General features: G+C 64.3%; 15 protein-coding genes. 4 read left to right on the forward strand and 11 right to left on the reverse strand.

Annotated features, from left to right (window positions below):
• Window positions 1–24 precede the first annotated feature (24 nt).
• From U1839_RS03395 to U1839_RS03410, 4 genes are read right to left on the reverse strand one after another with little or no spacing between them, the layout of a single operon-like run.
• Window positions 25–729: a DUF2889 domain-containing protein gene (locus U1839_RS03395; protein ID WP_332802267.1), complete on the reverse strand. Its 705-nt coding sequence runs from the start codon at window positions 727–729 to the stop codon at window positions 25–27.
• Window positions 730–734: 5 nt separating this feature from the next.
• Entirely contained in the window at window positions 735–1,862 is a 1,128-nt protein-coding gene (locus U1839_RS03400) for a thiolase family protein (protein WP_332802360.1), read from the reverse strand.
• A 26-nt stretch (window positions 1,863–1,888) separates the two neighbouring features.
• A complete protein-coding gene (locus tag U1839_RS03405) occupies window positions 1,889–2,293 on the reverse strand; it encodes a Zn-ribbon domain-containing OB-fold protein (RefSeq protein ID WP_332802268.1) in 405 nt (134 codons plus the stop codon).
• A gap of 3 nt (window positions 2,294–2,296) precedes the next feature.
• Entirely contained in the window at window positions 2,297–3,475 is a 1,179-nt protein-coding gene (locus tag U1839_RS03410) for a cytochrome P450 (protein ID WP_332802269.1), read from the reverse strand.
• 266 nt (window positions 3,476–3,741) lie between these two features.
• Here U1839_RS03410 and U1839_RS03415 point away from each other — a divergent pair, with 266 nt between their 5' ends.
• Genes U1839_RS03415 through U1839_RS03430 form a run of 4 tightly spaced genes read left to right on the forward strand, consistent with a single transcriptional unit; the run spans window position 3,742 to window position 7,855 of the window.
• The gene (locus U1839_RS03415) at window positions 3,742–3,972 is read left to right on the forward strand and encodes a ferredoxin (RefSeq protein WP_332802270.1); all 231 of its coding nucleotides are present in this window, start codon (window positions 3,742–3,744) and stop codon (window positions 3,970–3,972) included.
• Between the two features lie 23 nt (window positions 3,973–3,995).
• Window positions 3,996–4,826, forward strand: a complete 831-nt coding sequence (locus U1839_RS03420; protein ID WP_332802271.1) for a coniferyl-alcohol dehydrogenase — start codon at window positions 3,996–3,998, stop codon at window positions 4,824–4,826.
• Window positions 4,827–4,836: 10 nt separating this feature from the next.
• Window positions 4,837–7,038, forward strand: coding sequence for an acyl-CoA dehydrogenase family protein (locus tag U1839_RS03425; RefSeq protein WP_332802272.1), 2,202 nt, complete (start codon window positions 4,837–4,839; stop codon window positions 7,036–7,038).
• Between the two features lie 10 nt (window positions 7,039–7,048).
• Window positions 7,049–7,855 carry an enoyl-CoA hydratase/isomerase family protein gene (locus U1839_RS03430; protein WP_332802273.1) on the forward strand — a complete coding sequence of 269 codons (807 nt, stop codon included), beginning with the start codon at window positions 7,049–7,051 and terminating at the stop codon, window positions 7,853–7,855.
• Between the two features lie 9 nt (window positions 7,856–7,864).
• Here U1839_RS03430 and U1839_RS03435 read toward each other — a convergent pair whose 3' ends face one another.
• The 7 genes from U1839_RS03435 to U1839_RS03465 all read right to left on the reverse strand — a co-directional run bounded on the left by U1839_RS03435 (window position 7,865) and on the right by U1839_RS03465 (window position 14,091).
• On the reverse strand, window positions 7,865–8,599 hold the full coding sequence (locus tag U1839_RS03435; RefSeq protein WP_443030560.1) for a TetR/AcrR family transcriptional regulator: 735 nt from the start codon (window positions 8,597–8,599) through the stop codon (window positions 7,865–7,867).
• A 13-nt stretch (window positions 8,600–8,612) separates the two neighbouring features.
• The gene (locus U1839_RS03440) at window positions 8,613–10,082 is read right to left on the reverse strand and encodes an aldehyde dehydrogenase family protein (protein ID WP_332802275.1); all 1,470 of its coding nucleotides are present in this window, start codon (window positions 10,080–10,082) and stop codon (window positions 8,613–8,615) included.
• A 33-nt stretch (window positions 10,083–10,115) separates the two neighbouring features.
• The gene (locus tag U1839_RS03445; RefSeq protein ID WP_332802276.1) at window positions 10,116–10,853 is read right to left on the reverse strand and encodes an SDR family oxidoreductase; all 738 of its coding nucleotides are present in this window, start codon (window positions 10,851–10,853) and stop codon (window positions 10,116–10,118) included.
• A gap of 95 nt (window positions 10,854–10,948) precedes the next feature.
• Window positions 10,949–11,731 (reverse strand): hypothetical protein, encoded by a 783-nt coding sequence (locus U1839_RS03450; protein WP_332802277.1) that lies wholly within the window; start codon window positions 11,729–11,731, stop codon window positions 10,949–10,951.
• 16 nt (window positions 11,732–11,747) lie between these two features.
• Complete coding sequence (locus tag U1839_RS03455; RefSeq protein ID WP_332802278.1) at window positions 11,748–12,164, reverse strand: nuclear transport factor 2 family protein; 417 nt, start codon at window positions 12,162–12,164, stop codon at window positions 11,748–11,750.
• Window positions 12,161–12,919 carry an SDR family NAD(P)-dependent oxidoreductase gene (locus tag U1839_RS03460; RefSeq protein WP_332802279.1) on the reverse strand — a complete coding sequence of 253 codons (759 nt, stop codon included), beginning with the start codon at window positions 12,917–12,919 and terminating at the stop codon, window positions 12,161–12,163. The genes U1839_RS03455 and U1839_RS03460 overlap by 4 nt, the downstream gene beginning before the upstream one ends.
• Entirely contained in the window at window positions 12,919–14,091 is a 1,173-nt protein-coding gene (locus U1839_RS03465) for an FAS1-like dehydratase domain-containing protein (RefSeq protein ID WP_332802280.1), read from the reverse strand. The genes U1839_RS03460 and U1839_RS03465 overlap by 1 nt, the downstream gene beginning before the upstream one ends.
• Window positions 14,092–14,144 lie beyond the last annotated feature (53 nt).

Below are 14,144 nucleotides of genomic sequence, written 5' to 3' on the forward strand. Positions count from 1 at the left end.
GCAGCGATGTCGGGCCCTTTTTGTTTACCGGGCGGCGGAACGGCCCCGGTTCTCAAGCGGCGTCCGACCTTCAGAAAAGTCTATGATCCGCCCCACGCGCACTGCCCGTTCCTTTCGCCCTTCCTGAAAGGTGAAGCAGTTGGCGGGCATCCGCGTGGCGTCCGATTGCCGCTCCAGCGGTATCGCCCGGCCATGCGCGATGATCGCGCCCCAGCGTAGCAGGCGCGCCACCTCGCGCCCCGCCGCATCGAGCGAGGCGATCCACTCGCCGAGCTGGAACAGGCTTTTGCCCACCACCGCGTTCGGCTCGGCAAGCAGCTTGTCGCGCTCGACGAAACGCAACGCCGACACGCCATCGCGTGCGATCTCGGCCACCCTCACGCCATCCACCGCGTCGCTGACCGTGATCGTATAAAGCGTGGTTGCCGTGTCATGGGCATGCGCGGAAGCGATCACCGCCATGTCATGCAGATGTGTGCAGTTGAGCGTCTTCTCGCCTCGTGCCGCCGCCTCATCGAGCGCGGCGCCCGTAAACGTCGCCGCCAGTTGCGTCACCGCGCCGGGACATGTCGACCATGGCGCCCGCAGCATCTCCGCATCGACGCGCGCGATCGTCGCGCCATCGTGATGCAGCGTCACGCCCATGTGATGGTAATCGTCCTCGACCCAGGCGCTGACTGTCCCCGCGCCCGGCGTGATCAGCACGTGCCGGTGGAAGGCCGGCACCATCCGTTTCAATCCTTCGCCAGCAGCAACGCCGCCGCCATCGGGCCGCCGCCCGACGTCGCAACCGCCACGCGGGGATCGCCACCGATCTGCCGCGCACCGCCCTCACCGCGCAGCTGCACCACCGATTCATAGGCGAAGCCGAAGCCGTGCAGACGCCCCCAGCCGAGCTGCCCGCCGCCGGTGTTCATCGGCAATGCGCCGTCGCGTGCGATACGCATGCCGCCCTCCAGAAAGCTTCCGCCCTCGCCCACGTCGCAAAAGCCCAGCCCTTCCAGCCAGGTGATTGGCTGAAAAGCGAAGCCATCGTACAGCTGGACGGTATCCACGTCTTTCACGGTATAGTCGGTGTTCTTCCACAGATCCCGTCCGGTCGGATAGGCGCTTGCCCATTCGGCCTGATCCCAGCTGTAGCGCTCGACCGACCCGGCCGACGCGGCGATGCGGATCGGTGTCGTCTTCACCTCGTCCAGCGCGTCGCCAGCCGATACGATCACCACTGTTGAACAATCGGTGAAGCGGTCGCAATCATACAGGCAGAACGGCGTCGAGATCATCCGCGCGGCCATATAGGTGTCCAGCGTCAGCGGTTGCTTGACGATCGCGCGCGGGTTGAGCGCGGCATTGGCGTGATCGTTGATCGCCACCTGGGCGAGTTGTTCGCGGGTCAGGCCGTAGCGCTTCATGTGCCGCATCGCGAATTGCGCGGTCCAGTTGGCGGCGGAGAAGGCCCCGAACGGCGACACCCATTGCGAATTGCCGGTGACGTCCTTGCGGCGCTCCAGCGGCGGGAATTCGTCGGGCCGTGCCATCGCAGCCGCCTCATAGACGGTGCGAAAACAGAGCACGTGGCGCGCCAGCCCCGCCTTTACCGCTGCCGCCGCCTCGGCGATCGCGCCGAGCTGCGCGGTCATCTCGGCAGCGCCGATATGCCAGCGCGTCTTCAACCCGAAGGCCTCGATCACATCGTCCGACCCGATCGGCGAGAAGCCCAGATAGGTTTGCATCTTGCCGGGGTAGGTCGCGACGCCATCGATCTGGTCGAGCGTCAGCCCGGCATCGGCGATCGCCTCGCGTACCGCATCCAGCGTCAATCCTAGCGGCGATCGAGTCAGCCGCACCCCGACCTCCGACATGCCGATCCCGGTGATATAGGCCTCGGTCACGCGATCTTCTCGAACAGCGGGTACCAGATGCCGTCCTGCTCCTCGAAGACCACGCGCACTGCATCGTCGAACTCGACCGTATCGACCGGACAATTGACGATGTTGGTCGTCAGATACACGCCCGGCGCATCGTCCAGTTTCACGCGCGCGATGACGAAGGGCACTTCCATATCCTTCGCCCAGGCCTGATGATTGACCGTATAGGTATCAACCACACCCGTTCCAGCCACTGCGAACGGCGCCACATTCTCCGACAAACAATGTCGGCAAATCTCACGCGGCGGGTGAATGAAGCCGCCGCAATCGCCGCACCGGGCAATCTTGAGCTTGCCCTCCGCGCCCCCGGTCCAGAATGCGCGGTTATCCTTGTCGAGCCGCACGCGGGAACGCTGCCACACCACGCGTCAGACGTCCCACACCAGATGCATTTCCTCGATGCCCATCACATGGCCGCCGTGAAATACCGGCGGGCGATCGGGATCGAGCCGGAACTCGGGCAACCGCGCCAGCATCTCCTCGTACAGCACCTGCAATTCGACACGCGCGAGATGCGAACCGAGGCAGCGGTGCGGGCCGACGCCGAACGCGATGTGCACGTTGTTCTCGCGCTTCAGGTCGTACTTGTCGGGATGCGGATATTCCGCTGCATCCAGATCGGCGGCAGGCAGCAGCAGCTTGACAATCTCGCCCGGCATCAGTGTCGCGCCGGCCAGTTCAGCCTGCTTTTTTATGATACGCACCGGCACGGTGAAGGTAAAGCGCCGGAGCATCTCCTCCGATGCCTCGGCGATCAGATTGGGCGCGGCCCGCAACTGCGCCTGCAATGCGGGATCGAGCGCAAGGCCGCGCATCGCCAGCCCCATGCCGTTCATCACGGTATCGAGTCCCGCGATGAACAACAGCACGCCGTAATTCTCCATATCAGCAAGCGTTGTCGGCTTCCCGTCAATCTCGATCTGCCACAGCATCGACAGGATATCGTCGCGCGGGTTGTCCTTGCGTTCGAGTACAGTAGGTCGCATCGCCGCGGCGATCCGCTGCAACCGGCGCATCGATCCCTCGCGATCAGAATCAATTGCTGCCATGTGTTCCTTCACGATCGTGCGATACTCTTCCTGCCGGTCGAGCGGGAGGCCCAACATCTTGAGGAATACCTGCACCGGGAGCGGCTCGGCGATGGCCGACATGAACTCGCAATGGCCGTCGTTCTTGACGGCATCAATCAGGTCGCCGGCCAGTTCTTTGATGCTCTCACGCAGCGCACCAATCGTTTTGGGCGAAAACACCTTCTGCAAGGGTTGCCGATACTTGGTATGTTCGGGCGGATCGAGCGTGATCGGCACCGCCTGCGGGATATGCGGTGCGCCAGGCGGCAGCGACGCAAGCAGCGCGTCCATCTGAGACTTTGGCATGAATTCGCTCGAAAACGATTCGGTATCACGCGAGGCGGCATAATTTGCGGCATGGCTCACGATTACCCAGCCGCCGCCGTTTCGCGGCGTCCAGAACAACGGTGGCGCGTTGCGGGCCATGTCGAGCAGACGAGCAGGCAGATCAGCCAGCAACGCCGGATCGGCATGCACGTCGAAATCATAGACCAGCGCATCGGGCACGTGATCGGGCTTGGGGACAGTCGAGCTAAGCTGTGCGTGTGCCATGGGGCCTCCGGTAACATCGCTTGTCGCGCAGCGGGTCAAATCCGGCGCGATATCGCTCGCTGTGTCGCGCGCACCCTCGGCAAAGGCAATGCCGTCGTTCCCGGCATCGCGGCAGCGATGAGGCGCTGGAGCGGTTGATCGCACGGCCATTCTCCTTTCTAGGATCACGCATCAAACGTGGGAGAGGCGGGATGAAAATCCGGATCGAGAAGTCGGCCTGTGTCGGCAATGCGCGCTGCGCCGCAGTTTCGGAGGCACTCTTCCCGCTCGACGACGACGGCTATATCGCGATCGAGAAATTCGACGTTCCAGAAGGTCAGGAAAAGGCCGCGAGGAATGGAGCGCGGGCATGTCCCGAACGCATCATCTTTGTCACCGAAGACGACGGTACGATCTCCTGGCCGCCCGAGAAGCGCGCCTGACCCGAACCCCCGTGGAGCAATCAATGACAGATATTCTTGGCTATCGCGGCAAGCGCGTCATCGTCACCGGGTGTTTTTCCGGCATGGGCGAGGCGACCGCCAGACTATTGCTCGAATTAGGCGCCGAAGTGCACGGGCTCGACTACAAGCAGTCGACGTTGCCGCTCGCCAGTTTCAACAGCGTCGACTTGCGCGATCCCGCTTCGATCGAAGCAGGAGTCGCCGCGATCGGGGGGAAGGTCGATTCCCTGTTCAACTGTGCGGGCCTGCCGCAATCCTTTCCTGCAATGGACGTGATGAAGGTCAATTTCATCGGCCTGCGGCATTTGACCGAACAGGTCGTGCCGCTGATGGGCCCTGGTGGCGCTATCGTCAGCATCGCCTCGACCGGCGGCATGGGCTGGAGCCGCCGCATTCCGACCAACATGGAATTCGTCACGACCAAGGGTTTCCAGGGCGCGATCGACTGGTGCGAGGCGCATCTGGAGGACACGATCCGGGAAGGCTACAGCTTCTCCAAGGAGAATGTGATCGTCTGGACGCAATATATGGGCGCCCATCTGATCAAGCAGGGCATCCGCATCAACTGCACCCTGCCCTCACCCACGCAAACCCCGATGATGGCCGCATTTCATGCGACATCCGGCAAGGAGGTGGTCGATGCTGCCGCCGAACCGATGGGCCGCTATTCCACGCCCGAGGAACAGGCTGGCGGCCTCGTCCTGCTCAACGGTGCGCTGGCCAGCATCGTCAACGGCGTGGTGCTCCCGGTCGATGGCGGGTTCATGGGCGGCGTCGCGACCGGTCAGGTCGATCTCAGCGTGATGATGCGCCGCGCGAAGCCGCAGGAATAAGGCATTTCCCATGAACTTCGACCTGACCGACGACCAGGAGATGATGCGCGACATGTTCGCGCGCTTTCTCGACGAACACAGTTCGACCGCGCGCGTCCGCGCCGCCGCACCGTCTGGGTTCGATGCGGCACTGTGGAAGGGGCTGGCCGAACAGGGCGCGCTGTCGATCCGCGTGGCGGAGGAATCGGGCGGTCTCGGCCTGGGCCTGATCGATGCTGCCATCCTGATGGAGGAAGCCGGTCGCACGCTCGCCTCCGGCCCGCTTGCGGAAGCGCTGGTCGCGGCGCGACTGATCGCGCAGCTTGGCGGCGATACCGACTTGCTGGAACGCGCGCTGTCGGGCGACGCGGTGGTCACCCTCGCCTTCCACGACATTGTCGGGCAACCCCGCCAGTGGGTCGCCGGCGGATTGGTCGCCGAGGCCGTGATCGCGCGCGCCGGCGACGATGTCGTCCTCGTCGCAGTACCCGAAAGCGCGCGCGTCGCGGAAGCTACCCTTGCCGACACCCCGCTCGCCGAAATCGATCTGGGCGCCCACCCCCGTACCGTTCTCGCCTCGGGAGATATTGCGCTCACTGCCTTCGGAGCAGGCATCGAGGAATGGAAACTCCTCATCTCTTCCGCCCTTGCCGGCCTCGGCCGTGAGGCGCTGAAACTCGCCGCCGCCTATGCCAGCGAGCGCAAGCAGTTCGGCCAGTTCATCGGCCAGTTCCAGGCGATCTCGCACCCGCTCGCCGACCTGATCTGCGAAGTCGATGGCGGCAAGTTCCTGGTGTGGAAGGCGATCCGCGATCTGGCCGATGGCGACGACAAGGCCGGGGCGGCGATCTCGCTCGCCGCGTGGTGGAACGCCGATGCCGCCGCGCGCGCCGTCGCACAGGCGCTGCACACCTTCGGCGGCTATGGCCTGACCACCGAATATGACATTTTCCTGTTCAACCTGCGCGCCAAGGCCTGGCCGCTCGTGCTCGGCGACCCGCAGCGGCTGCTGGATGAGGCAGGTCGTCGTCTCTATGCCGGCGAAGCCGCATCGCTGCCGGACGCCGGCGAGAGCCCGATAAACTTCGACCTGGGAGAAGACGCCAACGCGATCGCCAGCGAAATCCACGACTTCTTCGCCGCCAACGTCACGCCCGAGATGCGCGAGAAATTCCATTACAGTTGGGAAGGGTATAACCCCGAGTTGAACCGGAAGCTCGCCGCCGAAAACCTGCTATTTCTCGGCCTGCCCAAGGATGTCGGCGGCCGCGGCCTCTCGCCCTATGCCAAGATTGCCGCGATGGATACGTTCGAACTGGAGGGATACAACAATCCTGCCGCCGGCGTGTCGCAGATGGTCGCGCTCATCATCCAGCGTTTCGGTACCGACGAACTTAAGCAGGATGTCTTGCCGCAGATCATGTCGGGCGAAGCGATTTGCAGCCTCGGTTATTCCGAACCCGGCTCCGGGTCCGATGTGTTCGCCGCGCAATGCCGCGCGACGCCCGACGGGAATGGCTGGCGGATCGACGGTACCAAGATGTTCACCAGCGGCGCCAACCTCGCGAGCTACGTCCTGATGCTGGCGCGTACCAATACCGAGGTTGCCAAGCACAAGGGGCTGACGATGTTCATCGTCCCCCTGAAAACCGAGGGCGTAACGATCCAGCCGGTCTACACCTTCCAGGACGAGCGGACCAACATCACCTTTTACGACAATGTGAAGATCCCGGACAGTTGGCGGCTCGGCGAGGTCGATGGGGGCGTGAAGACGATGAGCGCCAGCCTCGAACTCGAACATGGCGGCGGCTTCGCCAAATATCAGCGCGCCATGCTCGACGCGGGCGAGCGGTTGTGTCGCGAGATCATCTACCAGGGCAAGACGCTGATCGAGGATCCGTCCGCGCAACGCCGGCTCGCGCGCACCCATGCCAATGTCCGGGTTTCTGAACTGCTGACGTTCCGCGCGACCTGGGTCATGGCCGAGAAGAAGACCAACCTCGCCTATGGCCCGATGGCCAAGATGTATTCGTCGGAGAAGTTCCTCAGCGACGCACGCGACCTGCTCGACCTCACCGCGCCGACCTCGCTATCGAAGCGCAAGGGCGCAGCCGAGGAAATCAACATCTTCTATCGCCACGCACAGGGCGCGACCATTTACGGCGGCACCAGCGAAGTGCATCGCTCGATGATCGCCGAACGCGGCCTTGGCCTGCCGCGCACCCGCGCCTGAGAGGACTGCCATGTCGGACGCACCGCATCTGTTGACGGAGGAGGAGGACGGTATCCTGATCGCCACGCTCAACCGGCCCGAAAAGCTCAACGCTCTGTCGCGCGAGACGATGGCGCTGTTCGAGACAGCGCTGCACCGTTTCCGCGACACGCCCGCATTGAAGGTGATGCTGGTCCGCGCCAATGGCCGCTTCTTCAGCGCCGGGGCCGATCTGCACGGCGGATCGTCACGTCCCCGCCCGACCACCGCGTCGGAAATCCGCGAGAATCACCGGCTCGGCCTCCACGGCATGCACCGCATCTATGATGAGATGGAGCATATTGAGAAGCCGATCGTCTGCGCGATCCACGCGACCTGCGTTGGCGGTGGGCTGGAGCTCGCGCTGTCCTGCGATTTCCGGCTCGCCGCGAAATCCGCCGCATTCGCCTTTCCGGAAGGGCTGTTCGGCGTCCTGCCCGCCTCCAACGGCGTCAGTCGCCTGACGCGGATCTGCGGCGCCCATTGGGCGCGCTGGCTGATCATGGGTAACCAGAAGGCCGACGCGGATCGCGCGCTGATCATGGGCCTCGTCCATGACGTGCTGCCCGATGAAGGCTTCGGGGAGGCCACGCTGGGCTTCTGTCGGCACCTGACCAAATCGAGCGGCGAACAGATGGGCGCGGCCAAGATCGCGATCGAAATGGCGAGCGAACTGGGACCGGAAATGGGCCGCCATGTCGAGCGCATGGCAAACAGCGCGCTGATGCTCAATCCTGCCTATCTCGAGGGGATCGAGCGCTACATCAAAAAGCTGGGGACCGGCGGCAAGGACGACTGACGCGTCTTCCTACAGCGCGACGACCCGCTTCGACGCCCGAAACTCGCGTATCCCCAATTCCAGCAAACGTGCCTCGGCGCGCAGGAAGTTGCGCACATTGGGCGCAAATGCGCCCGGCAGCAGGGTCGGCAGGATGCGGTCGGTCGCGACCGTCACGACGCGGTCGATCCCCGTGTAGAGCACCGTCGCCATACCCGCGGCCAGCGTGTCGGGGACGGCCGGATCCTGGTCCATCTGCGCCACCAGCATCAGGATGACGGGCTGCGCCGCGCGCACACGCTGCTCCATCATGCGCTTGTCGCGCTGATCCGCCATGCTGTTGCGGAGATGGAGGATCGTCGAATTGCGGTGCCAGAAGCCGTGGATCGCGGTAACGAATTCCAGACAATGCGCGTTAAGGTTGTCGTCGGGCCAGCGCTCGCGCAAATGCCGCAGATATGATTCCTCAGCGTCCGCCGTCAGCGGCTCAAGCAGTGCGAGCAGCAACTCCGTCAGATCGGTAAAGTACTGATAGATCGACGTCATGCCGAGCGACGCCTGCCGCGCCACCGCGCTCAGCGAGATCGGCGTGTCGATAGGGCCGGCGAGCAATTCGTTCGTCGCCGCCAGGATGCGCGCACGCGTGTCACGCCCCTTGCGACCCAGCCGCTGGCCGTTGAGATTGTGGCTGAGCGCCTTGGGCGTCGCAGCCGCCCGCTTCGGCTTTACCGTTTCCGTCGACTGATCAGCGTCCACGCTTCGCATCCCAGTTCCGGCCTCAGGCGGCCCGCCACGCGATCAATTTGGTCTCGAGGAACTCCTCGATTCCCTCAAGCCCCCATTCGCGGCCCATACCAGAGGCCTTGTAACCGCCAAACGGTATATCGCCGGCGATGCTCATGCCGCCATTGACGCTCATCGTGCCGGTGCGGACGCGCTTGGCGATCTTCATCGCGCGCTCGAGATCGCCCGACGCCACACCGCCGCCAAGCCCGTAATCGCTCGCATTGGCGATACGGATCGCATCCTCGTCGTCCTCGAACGGGATAACGACCAGGACGGGGCCGAAGATCTCCTCCTGGGCGATGCGCATGTCGTTAGTGACGTCGACGAAGCAGGTCGGTTCAATGAAATAGCCGCCGCCCTTGTCGGGCCGCGCCTTGCCGCCGGCGATCAGCGTCGCGCCCTCCTGCTGGCCGAGCTCGATATAGGACATCACCCGGTCCATCTGCCGCTTCGACACGACCGGGCCCATGATATGCCCGGGTGCATCGAACACACCCCAATTGTCGCCGAACGCGGCATAGGCATGCTTGAGGATCGCCTTGGCTTCCTCGTAACGGCTGCGCGGCACCAGGAGCCGCGACTGCACGGCACAGCCTTGCCCGGCATGGAAGACGAGCATCGTCGAGGCGACCTCGCGCGCGAAATCGGGCGCGTCCTCCAGCACGATCTTGGCCGATTTGCCGCCCAGTTCGAGGAACACCCGCTTCAGCGTGTCGGCGCCTTGTTGCATGATGCGCTTGCCGACACCCGTCGACCCGGTGAACGAGATCAGATCGACGCGCGGATCCTTGACCAGCAGCTCACCTGCCAGTGCCGGATCGGCACCGAACACGACGTTGATGACGCCCTTGGGAAAGCCCGCCTGCGCTGCCAGTTCGCCGAAGATCGCACCCATGCCCGGCGTGTCCGGCGCGGGCTTCAGGATCACGGTGCAGCCCGCCAGCAGCGCCGCCACAACCTTGCCGACATTGACGTATAGCGGCACGTTCCACGGCGTGATCGCGGCGACCACGCCGATCGGCTCGTACACCGCCTTGCGCAGCGTCTCGAAACCATAGGCCATGCGGCCGCCATAATCCCGTTCCCACGTCACCTGCGGGAACACGGCGAGATAATCGTCCCACCCCTCCATCGCCATGTCGACATGGGCACGCCCGACCGCACCCATCGCAGCGCCGGCTTCGTGCCGCGCCAGATCGGACAGCCGCTCCTTGTTGGCGAGGAACAGATCGCGCAGCTTCGTCACCAGCGCCACGCGCTGCGCCACATTCCTAGACCAGTCGGTATCGTCGAACGCCCGTCGCGCGGCAGCGATCGCCGCCTCGACGTCCGCCGCGGATGCGTCCGCAGCCTTGCCCACCACCTCACCGGTCCATGGGCTGATCACGTCGAAGGTCTTGCCACCCTCGGCATCGCGGAGTTCGCCATCGATGAACAGCTTGGCGTCGGGCAGGGTCGTCATGACGGCACTCTTTCTTTCGGAAATCTGCAAAAATCAGCGCCGGCTGCCGCTCAGCGTCACCAGCCCGACATGCAGATCGGCCGGCATGTCGAGTACGGCGCGGAACGCATCCGTGACCGAATTGTAATGCGAGATCGGCCGCTCGCGCAGGTTGATGCCGATCTTTGCGTTTTCTCCCGCGAACTTCATCGCGACGTCCATTGGCCAGCCGCTGCCGGTCTTGGTCTCGTCCATCATCATGCCCGCGCGCACCACGGTGACGCGCACGCCGTCCGCCTCGAGCTCGCGGCTCCACATGTCGGAGACCAGTTCCAGCCCGGTCTTGGCGCCGGCATACATCCAGAGCATCGGCATCTTCAGGGCGACCGATTCACTCGTCACGTTGACGATGTGGCCGCCGCCCTTGAGCAGCGGCAAGGCCGAGCGCGCGCAGAAGATCGGGCCGGCGAGGTTGATCGTCATCTGGTTCAGTATCTGATCGTCGCGCGCATCGGCCAGCGTGAAGGGTTCGTAGACCCCGGCATTGTTGATGAGGACGTCGATCTTCGGGTGCGCCTCGGCGATCGTCGCGAAGGCGGCGCGCACCGAATCCGGATTCGCCACGTCGCATTCGATCGCGACGTGCGGCGCGCCGATCTCGTCGGCCACCGCCTGCACCTTGGACAGGGTCCGGCCGAGCAAGATCACCGTCTCGCCATCAGCGGCGAAGCGGCGGGCCAGCGCGCGGCCCAGGCCATCGCCCGCCCCGGTAATCACGATCGTCTTGCCCACTGCCCGCTCCGTCCATTTGTGCTTTGACGTTAAGTGCGCTCGCCAGACGGCCGATCACAAGGGGCGGCGCATCGCGATAGCGATGGTTGCCTGCCTCAACCCGCCGGGCGCGCGAAATCAGCCGGATAGACCGAAAGATCGCCATCATAAGCCACGCCGCCCGGCCAGAAGGCGCTGCCGCTGATCTTGCGAAAATAATGCACCGTGCGCGCAATCGACCCCGCCAAGGAGCGCGGCTGCATCGCGATCCCGCTCGGCGAAACACCCCGCGCCCGCGCGCTGAAATCCTTGACCGTGAAGAGCAGGTCGTCGGTCTGCAGCGCGCAGAAGACGAGGTCGCTGCCCGGGCAATATCGCCGCGGCTCGACTTGCAGCGGCGACAACCGCCCGCGCTTCATCGCCACCTTGCCGGGCACGCGCGTCACTTCGGGGCCGTGCACCTCATTATACCATTTGTGGTATTCCGCCTCCCGACCGGCGACGAAATTGGCCAGGATGATGCTGACGCCCGACAGTGGCTTGTCGGTCTGGTGGTTGGGGCTCGACACCCAGTCCGAATACATCGCGTAGCTGTGGATACGCTCGCTCTCGTCGCTATCATCGACCAGCCCCGCGTCACGCGCCTCCGCCAGCAAGGGGCCAAGCGCCGGGAGATCGATCCCGGGGCTGGGATAATCGAATTCATAGACGCTCAGGAAGCGCCATGGCTGCGGGATATCGGGCATGACCTGTTCGCGCGTCACTTCGTAGCGATCGGCAGAGACAAACCCGCGCAGGGCCTTCACGGCGTCGTGATGGGGGCCATCGAACCACGCAGCATAGTCGTCCTCGCGACCGGTCGGGACATTGTGGAGGTGGAGCGTCGTGTACAGGCTCATTGGAGCTTCCCTTGCCTCAAGTCGCGGCGCGCATATCGACATACAGTCGCGTCAGTCGCGACTCAGCGATTTGCCACGCGCCGTCCCGCCGCTCGTAGCGCTCATGATAATGCCCCGCGCCATTGAGGACCCGTCCGTTCGGCCAGGTCAGTCGATCCTGCATCGCCCAGATCGCGCGCGCCTCATCGCCGTCGATGGTGATCTCCGGCGAATGCACATGATGCACCGTCACCGCGCCCTCCAGCGCTGCCTGGATCATCGCCAGCGCCGCGTCGCGCCCCTCGATCCGCGGCCCGCCCGACGCCGTGGTGTCGAGCACGACATCCGCGGCATATAGCTCACCGAAGCCCGACCAGTCCTTGGTATCGAGCAACCGGCAATATCGCGCCTTCACATTGGCGATCGCCAGCCAGTCGGCGAATCTCGCGCTCAAAAGCGGAATCCGCGCATCTGGTTGTTGCCATCGCAGATGATCGTCTGGTTGTTGATGAAGCTTCCTTCCTCGGACGCCAGGAACAAGCCGAGATTGGCGATATCTTCCGCCGTACCCTGACGTTTGACCGACTGCATACCCTTCAGCCGCTCCCACGTCTCATCAGCCACGCCGCCGCGTGCAGCCTCGGTCTGCATCAGCCCGGGCGCGATCCCGACGCAGCGGATTTCGTCCACGCCGAACTGCGCCGCCATCGCGTTGGTGAAGACGTTGAGCGCCGCCTTGGTGATACCATAGGCCGTCGCAGGCGTGTAGCTCGCCATCGACGACTTGTTGATGATCAACCCCTTGGCCCTGGCGAGCGCCGGTCGCAGCGCCTCGGCCAGCAACACCGGTCCGAACGTGTTGACCGCGAAGAAATGCTGCCACTTCGCCATGCCCAGCCCGAAGAAGCCGCGCTGAATTTCGCCCGCGTGCAAGCCGGCATTGTTGATCAGCACGTCGAGACTGTCATAGGCTGCCAGCACGTCGGCAGCGAAGGCCAGGATATCCGCCTCGACGCCCAGATCGACCCGGTGCACCGACGCCGTGCCGCCGGCCTCCTCGACCAGTTCTTTGCTCTCGCCCAGCCCATCGTGCTTGAGATCGGCGAGGATCAGGTGCGCGCCCTCGCGCGCGAAGGCGAGCGCATAGGCGCGCCCCAGCCCGCCAGCGGAGCCGGTGACCAGCACGGTTTTGCCAAAGAATTTTCCCATCAGGCCGGCCGTTTGGCCAATTCGACTTCGGCCTTCGCCGTCGCCAATGTCGCGCCCGTCTGGTTCTGCATCTTCGTCTCGATCGCGACCATATGGCGACCTTCCTCATCGATGTAGACGGCGGTGATGGTGCCGGTCTGGATCGTGATGTCGCCGGTCAGCGCGGGGCTGCGGTAGTTGCAGGCGCTATGGCGCACCATGCCCCATTCGCCCGCCCAGCCGGCGAGATAATCGGTGATCCACGCGCCCATCGACGCGCCATAACCATAGCCGCGCGGCATGCCGATGAAGCGCGCCCAGCGCGGGAAAAGATGGCCGCGCGACGGGCCGATATAGGCACCGTCGGTATTCTCGGGATTCCTTGCTTCTTCCTTGGGGTCTTGTTCCGGACCCGCCATCGGACCGACAAAGCCCAATTGCTCCATGTCGAGATCGGTGCGGCGGTGCATGCTGCCCCATTGTGTGAAGGTGTAGGAGCGCCACTCGGTGGTGAAGCTGACGATCGAATGCGGCCCGAACACGCGCTCGGGCAGCACGTCGCCGACTTTCACGCTATCCCAATAGCGGGGCGAATGGCCGAGATCGTGGAGCATCTCGATCCACTTGAACTTGCGATCCTCCAGCGCCTCCAGCTCGTCATCGCCCCACACCGGATCGTCCTGGTTGTCGGTTGGCGTGTTCGACTGGCCCGCCGCCTGCCCGTAACGGATCGAAGTCGAGCGCTGCTTGGCGACCAGGTCGCCATGCTGGTTGTAGTAGAAATTGTCGCCGCGCTGGAAACAGGTCGGGCCACCGAACTTGGTGTTCTTGACGGAGTAATCGAACGGAATGCGCTCGTTCCAGATCCGGTCGCCGGCCACCACGCGCGGGCCGTAGAACCACCACTCGTCGCCGCCGAATAGCATGTGCGAATTGGGGATCGAGCCGATGCACGACGGTGCGGAGCCGTGCCCGTCGTCCATCGTCACCGGAAAGGATTGCGGCGCGATCAGCTGGCCGAAGCGGCTCTGCATCGCATACATCGCGTCATAGTGCAGGCGGTTCGGGTAATGCATCGCCTGGACCCAGCGGCGGATGTCGTTGTTGGCGAACGGATCGACCATCCGAGCCGGCTGCATCGGCTTCCCCATATAACTGTCGAGATCGGACGTATCGAGAATGGGGGTGCTCATGGCCTGCTCCTGGGAATGCGCGGGTCGCTTGTTGTTCCCGCTGTCCGGGGACG

This window comes from Parasphingomonas halimpatiens, from assembly GCF_036663795.1.
GTDB lineage: Bacteria > Pseudomonadota > Alphaproteobacteria > Sphingomonadales > Sphingomonadaceae > Sphingomonas.